Annotated in this window: 17 protein-coding genes and 1 pseudogene; 6 read left to right on the plus strand and 12 right to left on the minus strand. The window is 42.8% G+C overall.

Annotation, left to right across the window (positions count from 1 at the left end; genetic code table 11):
- Positions 1–270 precede the first annotated feature (270 nt).
- A complete protein-coding gene (locus JGK36_RS31195) occupies positions 271–465 on the plus strand; it encodes a hypothetical protein (RefSeq protein WP_293179331.1) in 195 nt (64 codons plus the stop codon).
- A 93-nt stretch (positions 466–558) separates the two neighbouring features.
- Here JGK36_RS31195 and JGK36_RS31200 read toward each other — a convergent pair whose 3' ends face one another.
- Complete coding sequence (locus tag JGK36_RS31200; RefSeq protein ID WP_293179334.1) at positions 559–1,707, minus strand: glycosyltransferase family 2 protein; 1,149 nt, start codon at positions 1,705–1,707, stop codon at positions 559–561.
- A gap of 731 nt (positions 1,708–2,438) precedes the next feature.
- Here JGK36_RS31200 and ggt point away from each other — a divergent pair.
- The 4 genes from ggt (at position 2,439) to panD (ending at position 6,769) form a co-directional block, all read left to right on the plus strand.
- Positions 2,439–4,166 carry a gamma-glutamyltransferase gene (gene ggt / locus JGK36_RS31205; RefSeq protein WP_293191294.1) on the plus strand — a complete coding sequence of 576 codons (1,728 nt, stop codon included), beginning with the start codon at positions 2,439–2,441 and terminating at the stop codon, positions 4,164–4,166.
- Between the two features lie 434 nt (positions 4,167–4,600).
- On the plus strand, positions 4,601–5,530 hold the full coding sequence (locus JGK36_RS31210; RefSeq protein ID WP_293199065.1) for a choice-of-anchor L domain-containing protein: 930 nt from the start codon (positions 4,601–4,603) through the stop codon (positions 5,528–5,530).
- Between the two features lie 458 nt (positions 5,531–5,988).
- Entirely contained in the window at positions 5,989–6,147 is a 159-nt protein-coding gene (locus JGK36_RS31215) for a hypothetical protein (protein WP_293201299.1), read from the plus strand.
- A gap of 178 nt (positions 6,148–6,325) precedes the next feature.
- Positions 6,326–6,769, plus strand: a complete 444-nt coding sequence (gene panD / locus JGK36_RS31220) for an aspartate 1-decarboxylase (RefSeq protein ID WP_293179342.1) — start codon at positions 6,326–6,328, stop codon at positions 6,767–6,769.
- 660 nt (positions 6,770–7,429) lie between these two features.
- On the opposite strand, the gene JGK36_RS31225 is transcribed toward panD, so the two are convergent.
- The 4 genes from JGK36_RS31225 to JGK36_RS31240 all read right to left on the minus strand — a co-directional run bounded on the left by JGK36_RS31225 (position 7,430) and on the right by JGK36_RS31240 (position 10,856).
- Positions 7,430–8,407: a pentapeptide repeat-containing protein gene (locus tag JGK36_RS31225; RefSeq protein WP_293179345.1), complete on the minus strand. Its 978-nt coding sequence runs from the start codon at positions 8,405–8,407 to the stop codon at positions 7,430–7,432.
- Positions 8,408–8,515: 108 nt separating this feature from the next.
- Positions 8,516–9,364: an alpha/beta hydrolase gene (locus tag JGK36_RS31230; RefSeq protein ID WP_293179348.1), complete on the minus strand. Its 849-nt coding sequence runs from the start codon at positions 9,362–9,364 to the stop codon at positions 8,516–8,518.
- 186 nt (positions 9,365–9,550) lie between these two features.
- On the minus strand, positions 9,551–10,279 hold the full coding sequence (locus JGK36_RS31235; RefSeq protein WP_293179350.1) for a DUF3120 domain-containing protein: 729 nt from the start codon (positions 10,277–10,279) through the stop codon (positions 9,551–9,553).
- Entirely contained in the window at positions 10,272–10,856 is a 585-nt protein-coding gene (locus tag JGK36_RS31240) for a hypothetical protein (RefSeq protein ID WP_293179353.1), read from the minus strand. The genes JGK36_RS31235 and JGK36_RS31240 overlap by 8 nt, the downstream gene beginning before the upstream one ends.
- Positions 10,857–11,340: 484 nt before the next feature.
- On the opposite strand from JGK36_RS31240, the gene JGK36_RS31245 reads away from it, so the two are divergent.
- Positions 11,341–12,543 carry a ferrochelatase gene (locus JGK36_RS31245; RefSeq protein ID WP_293179356.1) on the plus strand — a complete coding sequence of 401 codons (1,203 nt, stop codon included), beginning with the start codon at positions 11,341–11,343 and terminating at the stop codon, positions 12,541–12,543.
- Positions 12,544–12,800: 257 nt separating this feature from the next.
- Here JGK36_RS31245 and JGK36_RS31250 read toward each other — a convergent pair whose 3' ends face one another.
- The 7 genes and pseudogenes from JGK36_RS31250 to JGK36_RS31280 form a co-directional block, all read right to left on the minus strand.
- The gene (locus JGK36_RS31250) at positions 12,801–14,777 is read right to left on the minus strand and encodes an NACHT domain-containing NTPase (protein ID WP_293191302.1); all 1,977 of its coding nucleotides are present in this window, start codon (positions 14,775–14,777) and stop codon (positions 12,801–12,803) included.
- 96 nt (positions 14,778–14,873) lie between these two features.
- On the minus strand, positions 14,874–15,257 hold the full coding sequence (locus tag JGK36_RS31255) for a hypothetical protein (protein ID WP_293179362.1): 384 nt from the start codon (positions 15,255–15,257) through the stop codon (positions 14,874–14,876).
- A 236-nt stretch (positions 15,258–15,493) separates the two neighbouring features.
- Positions 15,494–15,718 carry a hypothetical protein gene (locus JGK36_RS31260; protein ID WP_293179365.1) on the minus strand — a complete coding sequence of 75 codons (225 nt, stop codon included), beginning with the start codon at positions 15,716–15,718 and terminating at the stop codon, positions 15,494–15,496.
- Entirely contained in the window at positions 15,702–16,061 is a 360-nt protein-coding gene (locus JGK36_RS31265) for a hypothetical protein (RefSeq protein ID WP_293179368.1), read from the minus strand. Before JGK36_RS31265 ends, JGK36_RS31260 begins: the two co-directional genes overlap by 17 nt.
- A 34-nt stretch (positions 16,062–16,095) precedes the next feature.
- Entirely contained in the window at positions 16,096–16,458 is a 363-nt protein-coding gene (locus tag JGK36_RS31270; RefSeq protein WP_293199063.1) for a papain fold toxin domain-containing protein, read from the minus strand.
- Between the two features lie 70 nt (positions 16,459–16,528).
- Entirely contained in the window at positions 16,529–16,936 is a 408-nt protein-coding gene (locus JGK36_RS31275; RefSeq protein WP_293179374.1) for a hypothetical protein, read from the minus strand.
- A 208-nt stretch (positions 16,937–17,144) separates the two neighbouring features.
- Positions 17,145–17,489, minus strand: a pseudogene (locus JGK36_RS31280) (aminotransferase class V-fold PLP-dependent enzyme); the annotation flags it as partial.
- Positions 17,490–17,589 lie beyond the last annotated feature (100 nt).

Here is a 17,589-nt window from a genome sequence, read left to right on the forward strand (position 1 = left end):
GAGCCGACTCCCTTGGGTGAAGCAGGAAGCAGACCCTTCAAGAGCAATCTTGATTGAATAGTGAGACTTGAGAAAGTTTAGCTAAGTTTTGTGTAGCAGAAACAGAGTTGGCTAGGGAATAGTGGGAAAATTTGGATTTTAGCCGTGTTTTCCGCTACTTAGTAGCTAGGCTGTTGATTTATACAGCCGTACTGCGCTTATTTACCTATAGCCAATATAACAGGCTGGAAGCCTGAGTGGGATCAGCCTAGCGGGGGGAAAACCCTCAATATGGGTATCGCAGCCGATTTGACAGCTAATTTTTTTGGCGAATTCCCCTCTGTTCAATCCTTTGAGGGCTTTTGTCAGGGCGATCGCATTTTAGAGGGCCTATGCAAAGAACCAATTTTTATTAACAACTCGACTGATGCAGAGATTGTCCACCAGTCGAGTTGTCAACAAACAGGCGGCTATTATCTACCCTAGAAGTCGAATCTCTAGCTGAGTCCAGTTAACTGTTCAGCTACTGCTAGAAAGTGGCAGAGTTCGGTAGGCTATATGTAGCAGCCCAATAGCTAATTAGTCAAATTCTTGATTTAATCGCTTCTGATATTTCATCCACTGAATTTTGTGTACAGTGGCTTGAGGGTTCAGCACTGTTGTGGCAATTCCGTAAATTAGAGTAGGCAAAATCTCACGATTTAACCAGCTTTCTCCGGCTTTTCTCATGAAGCGAGTTGCCACAATCTCTCTTAACTTATTGAGTTTTTTTAACGGCGACAGATTTTGGAAAAAGATTTCTTGGTATTGGCTCAAGGTTAACTCTGATTGACCGCGAATTCTGCGTTGCTGGTTTTCTTTAACGCAGTCTATCGCTAGACGCTTGTTAAACCAATATTTATCGGTTAACGAATTGCCCAAAACTCGGTAGTTTCCTAAGGGCATCTTTGTGCTTAGCATCCCGTGCTTTTGAGCTAGTCTGGCCATCAGTTCGGTATCTGCACCTACTTTCCAGTCGTCTAAAAATCCTCCGATTTCTAGGATAGCTTCTCGTTCTACTACTAAAGCTGTAGGAAAAACCCAAGGAAGCGCGCCGTTTTCTTGAACATCCTGCAATTCTTCCCGATTTGTGGGATACGTGGGAATGTAGCTGACTTTCTCGCCTTCCTTGTTGAGATAGCGGAGGGCGTGACCGACTGATTTAACTTCTGGGTGTTTTTTGAGGAGATTCAAACATTCTTCTAGTTTGTTTGGTTCCCAGGTGTCGTCACTGTCTAAAAATGCGATAAATTTTCCGGTTGCTGCTTCGAGCATTAAATTTCTAGATTTGTAAGCTCCTAGGTTTTTCGGATTTTTGTAATACTTAATTCGCGGATCTTGCCCCGCCATGTCAGTAACTATTTTGTCGGTGCCGTCGGTGGAACCGTCATCAATCACTAGGATTTCTATATTCCGGTGAGTCCCCTGGAGTGCGGAGGCGATCGCTTCGCCTATAGTGTCTTTGGCGTTGAATGCCGGCATGATGATGCTAACTTTTTCGCGGGAAAAATTTGTGCTAATGGCAAGTGATGCTGCTTTTCTGACAATCCTGGGTGCGAGAATAGTGGGCGACGCAGTTTTGAGTTTTCCTGTGTTTAACTTGTTATCGATTGCACCTCCCATATCTCTATTCTTGATGTTTTTGAGATTAAATCCGGGGATGAATGCGCCGATGTTGTTTGCGTTCATAAAGCTTGATGGAGATGTTTATTTGAGATGATTGTTTGCTTCAATAGATTCCGATTAACTAACACTCCGGACAGTTTGGTAAACTGCTCACTAAAACTTTTTGTTTTTTTAAGTTCAAGGATTGCGCTTTTTTTTAAAGTTGGGTCTACGGCCTGACTTTTAAAAAAGATCCAGCCTATTACCAGAAAGAATTGGTTGAAAGCCGTAACCCCGATCGGGAGAAATTAAAATCAGACTATTCATTACTCCAATCCTCTGACTTAAGGGTAGAGGTCGCTCTCAAACTGTCAACTGTCAAGCGGTCAACTGTCAACTGTCAACTGTTGAAGTAGATAGGACTTTGAGCCTTAAAATAACCCAAAATTTTGCTCAGAATATTTGTTAATAAAAAATTAATAATTAATGTAGCCATAGTAGCACTCTTCCCACTCGGCTGCAACACTTTTGGCTATAAGTTTTTTTGATAATGCTTAATATTTCTGATCATTTAAATTACCATGTAGTGTATTTAACAATTACCCTACTGAACATATTTGAGTTTGAGTAAACTTGTGGCTGTTAATGATTCTTCGCTGAAGTGAAATTAAATCTATGTCTTTAGGATGATGTCATTTAATTGTCACTGTAATATCTCCTAAGAGAGCGGGGGGAAATGTTTTCAAAGTTAAGCAATAAAGTGCGTATCTATACTTGTTTCATCACGGTAATATCTACTGACAAAGCGGGGAGAAATGTTTTCAAAGTTAAGCAATAAAGTGCGTATTTATACTTGTTTCATCACGGTAATACTGTTAGGTGGGTGCCACCAGCAGCTACAGCCAAACTTGCAGCAGCAGCGCAGCAAACAGGTCATGGCAGTTTCGGCTCACCCCCTGGCGAGCGCCGCGGGGCTGAGCGTGCTGCAACAGGGAGGCAATGCGGTGGATGCGGCGGCTGCTACGGCTTTGGCGATTTCGGTGGTGGAGCCTTTTTCGGCGGGTATCGGCGGCGGAGGTTTTTTGCTGCTGCGACGGGCCGAAACGGGGACTGTGCAAGCGCTGGATTTCCGGGAACGATCGCCCAAACGAGCAACGCGCGATATGTACCTGGACAAGCAAGGTAAGGTACGCAAGCGGGCAAGTCTGGACGGGCATTTGGCGGCGGGCATTCCGGGTACTGTGGCTGGACTTTATACGGTGCACCGCGAGTATGGTAAGTTACCTTGGGCGCAGGTGGTGGCTCCGGCGATCGCCCTTGCCCAAAAGGGTTTTCCAGTAAGTTCCCGCTTCACAAAGGCTACTCTGCAACGAAAGGATGCGATTAACAAGAATCGGGCGGCACGGGATATTTTCACTCGTGGTGATGTTTTATACCAACCGGGGGAGGTTTTGGTGCAGCGAGATTTGGCGCGGACATTGCGACAAATTGCACAAAATCCCCAAAGTTTTTATCGCGGAGATATTGCGCGGGCGATCGCCACCGACATGGCTAAAAATGGTGGCATTATCACTCTCGAAGACCTGAAAAACTATACGCCGATTTGGCGCAATCCGGTTTGTGGCAAGTTTCGCACTTACGAAATTTGCGCGATGTCGCCTCCCTCTTCCGGTGGCGTTCATTTGTTGCAAATCCTCAATATTCTAGGCGATACCGATCTCAAGAGTTTGGGAAGGAAAAGCCCGGATGCGCTACATTTGCTGGCGGAATCGATGAGGATTGCCTATGCTGACAGGGCCGAATATTTGGGCGATCCAGATTTTGTCAGCGTACCTGTCAAAGCTCTGACTAACAAAAATTATGGGAAATTTCGCCGATCGCAAATCGAAATTTCCAAAGCCAAACCTTCGAGCGAAGTAAAAGCTGTTGATGCTAAAACTTTGAGCCGCTTTGTGTACGAGTCGCCGGAAACTACGCACCTGACGGTAGTTGACAAAGAGCGCAATGTTGTTAGTTTGACGTTTACGGTGAATGGAGGTTTTGGGGCTGGGGTTGTGGCGGCGGGTACGGGAATTTTGCTCAACAATGAGATGGATGATTTTGCTGCTGCGCCGGGAGTGCCGAATTTGTTTGGTTTGGTGGGCGGTGAGGCAAATGCGATCGCCCCTCTTAAAACTCCTTTATCCAGCATGACACCGGTTATCGTGACGGAAAATGGCCAATTTCGCCTTGCTGCGGGGGCTCCTGGAGGCAGCACGATTATTACCACGGTTTTGCAAATTGTCCTCAACCTGTTGGTTTACGACATGAATGTGGGCGAGGCTGTGTCTGCTCCCCGGGTGCACCATCAGTGGCAGCCGGATCGCCTGATGGTGGAACGCGGAGGTTTTGAGGCTGGGACGCTTGAGGAGTTACGCAGGCGGGGACACCAGATTGTCGAACGTGACGGCTGGGGAAATGCAAATGCGATCGTCCTGACTGATGACGGTTGGTTGGAAGGGGCTGCCGATCCGCGCGGGGAAGGAGAAGCAAGGGGGTTTTAGCGATCGGTGATTAGTGCTGTCCCCGCTCGCGAACTTTCTCATCAGTCATTTGTCATCAGTCATTTGTTTTGATATCAGGTGGAGTCGATCGACCCCACTCGATATCAATTGCGGATTTACCCAAAAACCCCGGTTTTTTATTTTAGCAAAATCTTTTGTCAAGGGCGATCGTAAACCTCATAAAAACCAGGTTTCTTGGGTATCCTGTGCCTACTTCCTCAAATTATTAGTCTGTGTACGTATATTTTGGTATTAGTATTTTATCCTGAAGTTTATTGATTGAATAATTGCTAAGAAATACCCAAAATATTAACCATCCAAGCCGTAAAATTACGTAGATGTAAAGTCATTGTAAAGGCACTAGACATTGATGCTTATCTAATGTAAAAATGAATTTAGACATTAAACAATCTTAGTCTTTTAAACAAAAATATATGATAAGTTATCACAAAATTGCTGCCTTAACAGCTACCTTGACTGCTGCTCTGAGCTTTTTGGCATCACCAGTAATGGCATTTTCGGTAGGGGCAACTAATAACACTGAGATTTTGAAAAATAATTTGTTAGGAAATAACATAGCAGGATTGAGTGATTTCTCTGTTTTAATTACCGGAAATCAGGCTGCCTTTGGTACTTTTATTAATGACCCTTTTGGTTTGCAGTCAGGCGTTGTTCTCAGCACTGGCAAAGTCACCGATATACCGGGCCAGAATCGGAAAGATAACCTAATGACCAACGGCAGCGATCTAAACACCGACTTTGGAGTAAAGGGCGAAGCTGGGGATTTAACTCAGCTAGACCTCAGATTTTTTGCTGACGACACTGCTGAAAAATTGTTCTTTGAGTATGTATTTGGTTCAGAGGAGTTTCCTGAGTTCGGCGGTTCTGAATACAATGACGATTTTGAACTGTTGCTGAATGGTCGTAATTTGGCAAAATTGAGCGACGGGAAAACAGTTACGATTAATAATCTCGTTCCCGATCCAAATAATCGCTCTACAGATCACTCAGACTATATTAACAACCCAAGTTTGATGGGTATTGCTGCTAACATCATTAAGCTAGACGGTTTTACTAAAGTTTTAGGGTTTGAGGGTTTGCTCAAGCAAAATCAGACAAATGTTCTCAGCATCCGCATGAAAGATGTGGGCGACGGTAATTTTGATTCGGCTGTATTTATTAAAGGCGGTTCTGTGGGAACGATCAAAGCTGATACAATTCCCAAATCGGTGGCTGTATTGATTAAAGACAGTTCTGTGGAGACGGTAGAAGCTGAGCCAGTTCCAGAACCGATGACGGTCGGAGGTTTGATGGCGGGAGGTGCTATGCTGGCTGCTGGACGAAAGTTGCGTCGCCGGAAATAATCAATCACGGAAGCGTTCAATCAAAAAAAATCAAGATGGTTAAGTATGTAAAATTATTAGTTTGCAAACCCAATCAATTTCCCAAGTTTTGAGATAATAATTGTGAGAAAAGCCTCCCCCAAAAGCCTAAAAAGGTGAAAAGTCAGATCCAACTTGCTGTACATCTCTTGGGGGAGATTTTGGGAATGGAAAATTCGCAGTCGGCTATAGATCAATACGGTTCACTTAAGATGGTCCGAAGAGAGGAACGAAGCATAAGCCCTAGCCCTTTCAGGGCAGCTTCGCCAACGGGCAGGCACGCGCCAACCCAGTATCTATTTTTCATGAGTTTTCCCTCTTGTCATATCATTTCCGGTTGCACTCCTTATGATATAGAGGAGACGGCAGTGCCGTGTCCCTACCGTGATTAATCGTAGGGACACGGCACTGCCGTCTCCTAATTTCCGTTAATAATTCCGATGCAACGGGCTATAGATATTATTAATTCAGCGTGGCAACAACTAACCCCAATCAAAACAGTTACAATTGAGAGAGAATTCCCAGCAGGTACTTCCCTCAAGCGTCTGAAAATCCAAGAATTTGACAATGACATGGAAGTATTCCAGGTAGTGCTGTGAAGGAAAGGATGGAGTAAGCTACTCTTAGAGAGAATTGTTTGCTATTGGTTATATGACAGTAGAAATTCTTCAATTTTAGATTCGAGACTCAAGTTCAAGCTCCCAGATTTAATGCTGCAAGTAAATCTAAAATATAAAATACAAAATCGACTGACATATACAGTACAGGAAAAAAACAATGGCTAGAATTAGACTGATGCACGCTAAGCTACATGGAGTGCGCGTAACCGATGCAAATGTTAATTATGTAGGCAGCGTCACCATTGACAATGAATTGATCGATAAGGTGGGAATTCTGCCTTTACAGGAGGTGGAAATTTGGAATGTTAGCAATGGGAACCGCTTGTCAACCTATGTGTTGCCAGGAGAGCCGGGAAGTGGTATCATTTGTCTCAACGGTGCAGCATCTCATTTGTGCGATCCTGGAGATTTTGTAATTATTGCTGCCTATGAAGAATGCGATCGCGCTGAGGTATTTCGCACCGGGCACGAGGCGCGAGTAGTAATTGCCGATGAACACAATCGTTGTAAAAAGTTTTTCTACCAGACTTTAGTTCCCTGCGAGGGCAAACTTTTGTTTCAATCTGAGACAACCGAATTACCACCAACCACGAATTCCTAACGTTTTATCACAAAAAAAGTAGGACTTACGCATGGGAACCCAGAAACCGGGTTTGTTACCGATATTAAAGATTCCCAGCGAATATTTTCGTGAAAAAACGCGGTTTGTTCCATCGGAGGGCTTCAACAGTTGACAGTTGACAGTTGACAGTTGACAGTTTGAGAGCGACCTCTACCTATAAGTCCGAGGATTGGAGTAATGAATAGTCTGATTTTAATTTCTCTCTCGAAGGCGGGCGGGCTTTCAACCAATTCTTTCTGGTAAGTCCCGAAGAGGATTTTTGGCATCAGCTATGAAATTTTTGGATCGAAACAATGAAATGCTGTTCTTTCAAGTTTTGAACCCATTTCCTTTAATGAGTTTTATCGGTTGGTATTACCTGTCTGCGAGCAAGCAGCAGATGAAGAAATCGGGATAAGATTCAAACATAAAGGTAATACTAAAGTGTGCAAGTTAAATGTGGAACAGCTTATAATTTGACATAACTTAACCGCTATAGGTTCGTAGTGAGGACTTTAGTCCTCTCAATTTGAAGAGGACTAAAGTCCTCACTACGAACCGATTTTATGGGGGTTGTTTTAGGTGACACTATCTAAGTTGGGAGTAACAATTTGCCGAAACTAGATTTTTGGCTTCAGAATTGAGGAAAAACTCAATCCTTTAACTGTGTACGGTACCGTCGGGCAAGATTGTACCTGTTAATCTAGCTCCTGTGAGTTTTACCATGACGCGATCGCCATAACCGATTTTAGCACCCGTCAAATCCGCACCGCTCAAGTCTGCACCGCTCAAATCCGCTCCGATTAAATTGGTTTCTCTCAGGTTGGCATTAATCAAACAAGCTCCTAACAGGTTAGCCCTAAACAAGTTAGCTTTTTGTAAATTCGCACCTGTGAGGTTGATGTTGTGGAGAAAAGTATCGCTTAAGTCGGCTTCACTCAGGTTTGCATTGCTCAAGTTTCTCCCTGAAAAATCCTTTTCTTTTAAGGAAGCTCCTTTGAAGTTGGAACCGCTCAAATCGGGAGCTTGCGGCGCAGCTTGTCGGTAAGATTGAGATGGCTGCGGCTGTGGCGATTGGTAGCGGGAGGCATCGGAATAAGGCCCCGTCGGATTTGGAGCATAGTTTCCACCATAATTTCCCGCATAATTACCAGCAGGTTTTCCTGAATAGGGTTCGGAAGAGTAGCGTGGCTCTTTTGGCGTTGCTGGTGGTGGCTGGGTGTTTCTGTACTGAGTGTTTTGTGGCTGGGTATTTTGTTGTTGGGTGTTTTGTTGTTGGGTGTTTTGATACTGAGTATTTCTGTACTGGGTGTTTTGTTGCTGGGTGTTTTGATACTGAGTATTTCTGTACTGGGTGTTTTGTTGCTGGGTGTTTTGCTGCTGGGTGTGTTTGTGCTGAGTATTTTTATGCTGAGTGTTCTGATTTTGACCTCTTGGCTGAATCGATCGCAATTGTTCCCGAGCTTGATTAATTTCCTTAATCTTTTCTTCAGCTTTCTGGAGTAGTCTAGGATTATCTTTAGGGATGCGATCGGGGTGCCAAATGAACGCTAAATCCTTGTAAGCTTGAGTAATTTCTTCTCGGGAAGCTCCCGGTAATAGTCCCAGCACTCTATAGTATTGATCGAGGTCGTTCATATTACCACCTTTCGCTTTAAGAAATTAGGAATTAAAAATTAAGATCGGAGCAAAAACGGCTATAAAAGCTTGTTTGTCCGATCGTACATTGGATGAACTATAACTCAGCTAAGCTGCTGCTGGCAAAAAGTCTCGGATTAGCTGCAAATATGTTGCGGCATCCTCCAGCATTGGAAAGTGAGCTGTATTGGGAATTATAACAAATTCTACTTTTTTGCTGAGGGAGGCTGCTTGTTCTCCCATGGCGGCGGGGATAATTTGATCGAATTCTCCAGCTACCAGCAGTGTGGGCACACTCAACCGTGCAAATTCCTGGGGCATTTCCTCGGCTGCTCTTTTGCTAACTGCTGTCACCATTGTACCGATCGCAGCTTCCTCGTCTGCCATTAAGAAATCCTTGAGAAATGCTAAACTGACGGCTGTGGGGAGAGATTGGCGCAAAAACCGAGCCATAAAGATGCGATCGGCAAACGGAATAGCAGCCAGCCAAGACGGGCGAAATTTGACTACATAGCCGCCGAATTTATGAAAAGTTGTGAAGGCTTTCTCATCGTATTCAAAAATGCCGCTGCAAGTGAGAATGGCTTTTTCTACTTTTTCGGGGTAAAGGTTGAGAAATAAAGTAGCAATAGATGCTCCTGTAGAGTGAGCGTTGAGAAAGACGCGGCTTAAATTCAGAGCTTCTAATAATTCGGCTAAGTCGCGGGCGTAGGTTTCGAGCTCGTAACTGGACTCAGGAGGTGATGGCGGTAAGGGCGATCGACCAAAACCTCTCATATCGTACAGCAAACAATCAAAGTCATTGGCGATCGCCTGTGCAGTGCTTTCCCAGTAGCGGGCTGAGCCAGCCCAGCCGTGGAGAAATACCATAACTGGTTTGCCGCTGGGTTGGGCGCTATTGTCTGCTGTTATCCACTCGTAATAATGTTCTACACCGCGAACTGAAATGAAAGACATGATATTGATTTTAGATTTTAGATTTTAGATTCTAACTCATAATTGTTCACTAAATACCCAAATTCCCGACTTCTTAAAGAAGTCAGGAATCTCAAAACTACATTTATCCAAAAATCTGCGTTAATCTGCGTCAATCCGCCCACATCTGCGGTCAAAAATCATACACATAGAAACCAACCATAAAGCTTAAGCTGCCGAAGCGGCCAACCAGAATAAACCATCTACTAACAGCGTGCTAAAAACTGCTCCGCTGAAGGCGCGCCAGTGTAATTGACGATCGCGCAAACTGATCAAACCCACAGTCAAAAGTACAGCAATTAAAACGATCGCACAACCAATACCCCAAGGAGTGTCAATTTGCCCGATCGCACTTTGGAAAATCGGCATAGCCAATTCCGGTTCCGCGTGCATCACTTGTCTCCAGTAAGGCATCAAACCTGTCAAGTAAAAATATATGTCGGTAATAGCGGTTCCCAGTAACGAACCTAAATAAAAATATGCTCCAACTTTCCCCCAAGATTTACCCAAACACCAAATCGCAAATGGCAAACCAATTGCTTCTATCGGTAAGTGCAAAATTGGTTCCCATCTAAACCAGCCCCAATAAATCGAACCAGCCAGCCAACATCCGGCAAATCCCAATAATAAGTCTCCCCAAAGTTGAGTTTTTGGGCGGAAAATTAAGATTAAACTAAGTACGAACCAGGGGATAGTTGATAGCAAACTGATGGTGGGATACAAACGCACTAATGGTGCTTGCACAAAGACTGGAATTGAGACTAAAAATGCTGATGCGCCAAATACCAACCACTGCTGAATGCTCTTGCTTCTATCTGAAGAAGATACAGGATTTTCTATGCCGGTAAAAGTAGCAGTAGATGCGATCGCCGATGATAATAAATTAAAGTTAAACAACTGATTGGACTCCGTACTGTTTCAATAAGTGAACTAAAAATGTTGCTGCGGTGGCTGGTTTCGTCGTCTCGATGCGATCGGCTGTTTGACTGATTTGCCAACCTTGCGCGGTTTGGGGCGATCGCCACAAATCTAAATGTTCAACGGGGCGATCGGCATAAAAACTGTCTTCACCGCCACCGAGAATAGCTGAACTCCAGTGTGTAAAGCTATCGTGGCTGATCCGGTGAATCGGGAAATTGCCCCCCAGGGGTACTCCCCAACCGTCCAAAGCAATGAATGCAGCGACTTTCCCGCCGATTTGTTGCCACATCCACGCAGCCCCGATCGCCCCGGCTACTCCAGCCGAAAAACTAACGAATACTAGACTTTCTCCTGTCAACTCTTGACTGCACAAAAAGTGGAATATGTCAAGGGCTGAAAAAGGTGGCTGTTTATGAGCTGGGAAAATCTTAACAGAGTAAGATCTTTGGATATTTTGCCGAGGTTCTACGTTTCCCCAAACTTCCGAAAGTCCCTCTAGGAAACAATCAGTGAGTTTTGGGTCGTGGATTCCGGGGCAAATTACCAGTCTCATTGTGCTTCAATAAAATTAATCAAGAGCTTAACATAACTTTACTTTATTGTACACCATAACTAATTATATGCCATACGGGGGGATAGGATATTAAACTCATGATAGCGCAAAGTTTGAAGAATATCCCCCCAAAATAAACGCTGGGAACGCTGCAAACCTGCGGAATCCGAGGCAAGGCGAAAGAGTCTTAAGAAAACATAAAACTTATCCCCCCTAACCCCATTCCCTGTCAGGCTGAATAAAGTCTGATTCTAGTTCTAGTCACCCTACGAGTTTCGGGTCGGAACCAAAAAACCGATTCACGACTGACACTCATCAACCCGGTTTCTAGGATAAATCAGAGGTTTAGCCCGGAATTATCGGTGCAGAAACCGGGAATCAGCCCAGCGCGCGCAACTCGTGCGATCGCCAACAATCAAAAATCTCAGATCCACTCTTCATCCTGTCTGGATCTCTTAGAATAAATAAAATTGAGGAATACAAAGTGGTTGCTTCTCCAGAAAAAATTGAATTCAAAACATCTGCCGCACCGGCAAACAGCGATCGCGTAGCCGTCTTGCTGATGGGTTACGGCGAAGTCGAAAGCTACGACGATTTTGCGAATTACAACGAACAAGCTTTAAACTTACTGACGGCAAAGTTTGCGCCAGTACCAAATTGGATTTATCCGCCACTGGCGAAGATTTTGGCAATTTTTGACTTGCACGAGTGGAGTCACCAACACGGTAAATTCGTGTCGCCCCACAATGCAATTTTTGAACAACAACGGGCGGGGATTGAACAGAATTTGCAGGAGAAATGGGGCGATAAAGTAAAAGTGTTCAAAGCTTTTAACTTTTGCGCGCCGTTTTTGCCGGAACAAGTAATCCCGCAAATTAAAGCAGAAGGATTTGACAAAATTCTGATTTATCCGCTGTTGGTTGTTGATTCTGTTTTCACTAGCGGGATTGCTGTGGAACAGGTAAACAATGCTTTAGCACAAACCTTTGATGGTAAAGAACATTGGGTAACAGGACAGCGTTATATTCCTTCTTTTTACGATGAACCAGCTTACATCCAGCTAATGGCGGATTTGGTTGAAGAGGAAATTAAAAACGATTTAGCTGTAGCACATTTGCCTTCTCAGATTGGGATTGTGCTGATGAATCACGGTTGTCCGCACAAGGCGAAGGGCTTCACTTCGGGGATTGTGGAAAGTCAAGCTTTGTACGATCGCGTGCGGGAACGTTTGATGTATCGTTATCCTTTGATTTCGGTGGGCTGGCTGAATCATGACACGCCGCTGATTGAATGGACTCAGCCGGATGCGACGTTGGCTGCGAAGAATTTGATTGATTTGGGTGCAACTGCGATCGTGTTTATGCCGATCGGATTTGCGACAGAAAACCACGAAACTTTGTTAGATGTAGACCACATTATTGAGGGTTTACAGAAGCAACGTCAAGGAGTTACTTACCGCAAATTGCCTTGTGTTAACGACCATCCTGAGTTCCTGAAAATGGCGGCAGAGTGGGCAAATCCTCAAATTGAAGCGTTGTTGAGTGAAAGTGCGATCGCGGTTAATCCGAATTTGGTGGTTCGGGATCACGTGCATTCTCATGGGGATCATGGGCATAATCATGGGGATCATGGGCATTCTCACGGCGATCATGGGCATAATCATGGTGGCCACGGGCACAATCATTAATTAGGATCTTAGAAACCGGGTTTTTTGCGATAATACTGCGTTGAAGACGACAGATTCGGTAAAAACCCGGTTTCTTTTTTTGTGGGAGTGGGTAAATCGAGATTAATTTACCCACTTTGGTGTTTTTAGGGAAAGGGCGATCGGCTTTTTTATCAGATTTTCTATGCTTGCCAGACATATGCTTAGTCGCTAAACTGTAGATATATCTTTTAAAAAAATCCTTAGAGTGTTCACACTAGCTATAAAATCGAAGTGTATCAACCTAAATAGGAGAGGCTAAACAATAAATAATACGAAAAACTATTGATGGTATTCTTTGTTTTTATATGTACTATTGCACTTTCAATAGCTTCGTCCAATGCTTGTCCCCACCAAAGCATCACTGCATTAGCTGGTTTTTGCTTGGCTTCTTCAAGAGCGCTTAGTGCTTCAGATGCTCCTATATCACTTAGTGCCCAAACCGCAGCAGCTCTTGTTACAGGATGTTCATGATCAAGAAATGCAACCAAAGGCATAACTGCCCTCTTGTCTCCAATATCTGCTAATGCACGCATGCAAATCCATCTCACATCCCCATCCGTATCTCTCAAGCAATGAATTAGAGCATCAACTGCTTCGCAACTCTTCAAAAGTTTTAAGGACTTTGCTGTGATCCATCGGATATTGCATCGTCTATCCTGTAAATGTATCAGAAGTTCTGAAGCCATTTCTGTATTCTTCGATATTCCTACTAACCAGATGCCAAAAGCTTTTATGTTTTCAAATTTATCTAGCTGAATTAGATATTTACCAATCAGAATTATTAGCCGATTACCTATGAATAAATCTGTTTCACATAAATCAACAAATCGTTGTTGCAAGTTTTTATTCAGCCGATGGTTATTTTCTATTACTTGTTGTCTAAATTCTTTAGAATAGCGTTCTTCACTGGCTAACATTGCTGCACGAGCTAATACGTCTCGTTGACCTGGCATAGTAAATATTCCAGTGATACCAAGCCAACCATACATTATATTTTTGATGAATTTTTCTGGTTCTTTAACAATATCTGCTGCTATGATAATAACTTCTTTCCATTCGTTATTACTAATTTGGGGTGATATATTACCTCCTGAGTCAAAAATTTGCGTGAGTTTAACGGCTGCAAAATATTCTTGAAATGCTTGATGATTCCACTCAATTTTTTGACTGGTTACTTGACGTAAAAATCCATGTAAAAGGATTTCTTCCAATATTTCTTGTGATGAATATTTTATATTTTCTGTATTCTGATTATGCGATTTTGCATAGGTAGCAAATATAAACATTACAAAATCGTAAGTTGCAGTCACTATATACCCATCCTTGAGCATTTCAAATGCAAGACTTGCCAAAAGCTGGATTTTGAGTTGTATGCAGTATTTGTTAGGTCTACAATCCTCTCTGTCTTGGAAAACATGATCGACAAATTTCTTAAATATACCTCCTTTTGATAGATAGGTTCTTTCTTTTGTTTGCTTAAATATTTGAATTGTCATCCAAAGAAGTAAAGGATTTCGCAGTATATTAATAGGTGAATTTGTGCTTTGAAAATCTGATTTTAAATTAAATCCTGTTATTTCAAAAAATCTATTAGTATCTTTTTTATCTAGATAATTTTGAACAAAAACTATTTGTTTTTTTGCCGTCAGACATTGTATAGTAATTGAACTAATTTCTTTTTTTATTTTTGTTCGGAAATCATGAATTCTGCTCGTAAGATAATATTTATTTTTTGGGTATTTATGGATAAACGTTAAAATATTACGCTCAACACCAGATTCTCGTAGAAACAAAGGAATTTCGTTTATGCCATCCAAAAGTACAGTGAAATGTCCATTTGACAGCATTTTACAGAGGATACTATTTGGTACAGACAAACCATTTTGTGAAAGACTTGCATCCAGAAGTTCTAAGATATCATTTTTTTGACTCAACAAAGACAAAGGAACATATACAGGAATTGATGAAAATGCCTGATAGTCCAAAATCAAACCACACTCCCGACGTAGAAGCTCCAAAAGTACAGTGGTCTTTCCAGATCCAGCTTCACCAAGTATTAAAAGTTTTTGGTATTCATTAATGAAATCAAAAACTGGCTTTTCAATGGATACAGAGACTGAGGAATCGTTACTGAGCTTATTTGTAATTTTAGGATCTAAAGAAGTGACTGGATCTACCAAACCTTGCAGTGAGATATACTTCCCACCCCACATACTCTCGTAATAGTTGGTAGACCATTTGATAGCATTAGCCGCATAGTTTACTATCTCTTCTTTCGATATTTCTGCGAGCGGTTCTGGAAACGTCAGTCAGAAATTGAAGGAAGGATTATTAACAGTGCCTCCTTGTACAACCATCCCAATTTTTTCTGCTAATTTTGCAAAATTATAGATGCTAGTCGCTTGAGACTGAACAGCGCCTGCTACGGCTTGAACTGCTTGAGCAATTTCTGGATCTGCGTTTGCCGCGTCTTCTACTTGTTGTTGAATAAGAACTACTTGCCCACCATCTAAGGGCTGTTGTTCGGCTAGTTCTATGGAAGTTGCTGTGGCTGGAAAGCGCTCCTTGAGTAGTCGCACTAACTTGCCACCCTGCTCAAGTGCCTTCTCCCCAATCTTTTCACCTGTCTTTTCAGCAGCTTTCGTTATGACCAAGGTTGCAAGCGCTGTAGCTGTCAATGATACAGGTTCCATAATTTACAGTTTGGTAGTAGTTTGTATCCAGTCTAGCATACGATCTTCCGATTGGCATTGCCAATAGTAATAGCCCTACATTTTGTAGCCGCTCAATAATTTGGGGTAAACCGCTAAGTGACGAGCCTCAAACGAGAGTAAAATCGCTCCCTACAATGAAGCTCAAGTTAACGAAGTTTTCGCTTTTTATGCAGCTCACTCTCAGGAAATAGACGCATCTATTGCCGCCGAGCAAATTATCGAAGCCGATCGCTCGTCGGCGATATTCGCTTGAGGAGTTGGTTGAGCCGATCGCACCTGAAAACATTCATAATGAGATTGATAGTGGAGTTGCTGTGGGTAATGAAGTTTGGTGACACGCTCGAATTATGGTGACAGTGCGAAACTTGGGAAAAAAACCAGGTTTCTTCGATCCGGCATTGAGCGCCAAAATTTGACAATTGACTATGCAGTTTTGACATTACCGACTTTTTCCTTAACTTGCGCTACTTCTGAATGGTTATCTCGCTGCAAAAACTCATCAAGCAACTCATAAAAACGATAAAATGCTCGTTCTTCATTGTTAGTATAAAACTCGATTATTCTTGCCCATGAACCTGATGTTGATACTTCATATCGCTTTTGCAACCAGGGTTGAAAATCGCCATAAAATTGCATTTCCTTTTCTGTGGGTTCAAATCCCAACTCTTCTCTAGCCGTTCTATAACCGACTATAAACATAAAAAGATCGCTTGCAGAAGCCCGTCCGATATACATTCCTGGTTTTTTATGAATTTTATTCAACATCTCAAAAAGTCCGCTCATCTCAATAGTCTCCTTTTTTTTTCAATAAACACTTTTATAAACTGTCTAATTCTTCAACTATAAACTCTCCTCTGCGACAGGAAAAATCATTCACCCAATCTTCTCTAGACAGTCCCTCAGTTGACAAATTATCAAAAACTAGCCCGCGTAGTTCAACTCCGTAGTGAGTTCCATTCGTTGTAATAGACTCATTTGTACCTTCCGATATTTCTAAGCGTGTACTTAAGATAAATTCTTCTCTATACTTAGTTTTGAGCTTGAGTAACTTACCCGCAATTCCATTTTCTGCCAGCCATTTTAACATGGCTTGGGCACACAGGTCACATTTAAGGATATCGTACTGGCTGACGATCGCACCAATCTCTCGATAAATCTCCTCATCGGAAAAATCGCTCACTTTCCCTCACACTCTCTAAAATCTTCCATCAAAATCGATCGCATTCTCAGATTGCAAAGGACGATCAATTTCATTTTTGATCGAGCATCACTTCATCATCCTCATCCAAGCCGAAATTCTCTGGAACTAATCGCTCGAAGCTATTGCGGGTAGGAAGCTCAGGCAAATCTCCCAGCATAGCAACTGCTTCAGCAAGTAGATTCAGATTCTCTGGATCGGGGTGTTTTTGTGCTGCGCGCACAGCCAAGATGACGATACGCAATCCTCCTCTCATGCGATCGACATCACGGGCTAGTCCATACATTGCTTGAAAGTCATTTTCCTCAATAATGCGGTACTGTCCTGTTTTTGTCTGGAGGGTAGCAATGACACCATTGGCTATCGAACTAAGTGCTTCTGCGCCCTGCAAACGAAACTTCTCAAAGGATGTCCAGTTTGCACCGCTTCGCAACCTAAATTTTTTATTTTTAATCTGCATAGTTTAACCTCCTTACTATATCCTAACGTAAACCCAACGAAAAAACAACGGGTAATTAATTTTAGCTTAAAATAATAGGACAGGACTTACGCAGTCCGACCAAAGAAACCGGGTTTTTCACAGTTTCTGCGACTGTAACCGAGTATTCTCGCAAAAACCCGGTTTCTGATTACCCGTGCGTCCAGGACTATAGATAAACCCACTTCGACTATACTAATTGAATGGCGATCGCCCCAACCAACTTATCAATCTCTGCCTCAGTGGTAAAATAGTGAACGCAAGCCCGCACGCAATCAGGATTCAGAATTGTCCGCACCATAATTCCCTGCTTCTCCAACAAATCAACAAGCTTTTTATGCGGCATCCCGTTAGTCAATCGAAACGAAACTAAACCCGCTTCCGGTGCAGATGTCCGCAAACATTCTACATGGCTAATTTCCGACAAACGTTCCCAGAGATACTTGCTCAAACGGCAAATTTCTGCATACCTTTCCTCGATTGTACCCCATTCGTGTTGCAGGGCGATCGCACTTCGCAAACCCGCATACAAAGGATCAGGGCGAACGCATCTAAACTTTATATTAACAGAATATGGTATATTGGACAAGAATTATTGAGTAACTACAAAACATTTAATTAGGGTTCACCTGTAT

Origin of the sequence: Microcoleus sp. PH2017_35_SFW_U_B, from assembly GCF_020737865.1 — a bacterium.
Taxonomy (GTDB): Bacteria; Cyanobacteriota; Cyanobacteriia; order Cyanobacteriales; family Microcoleaceae; genus Microcoleus.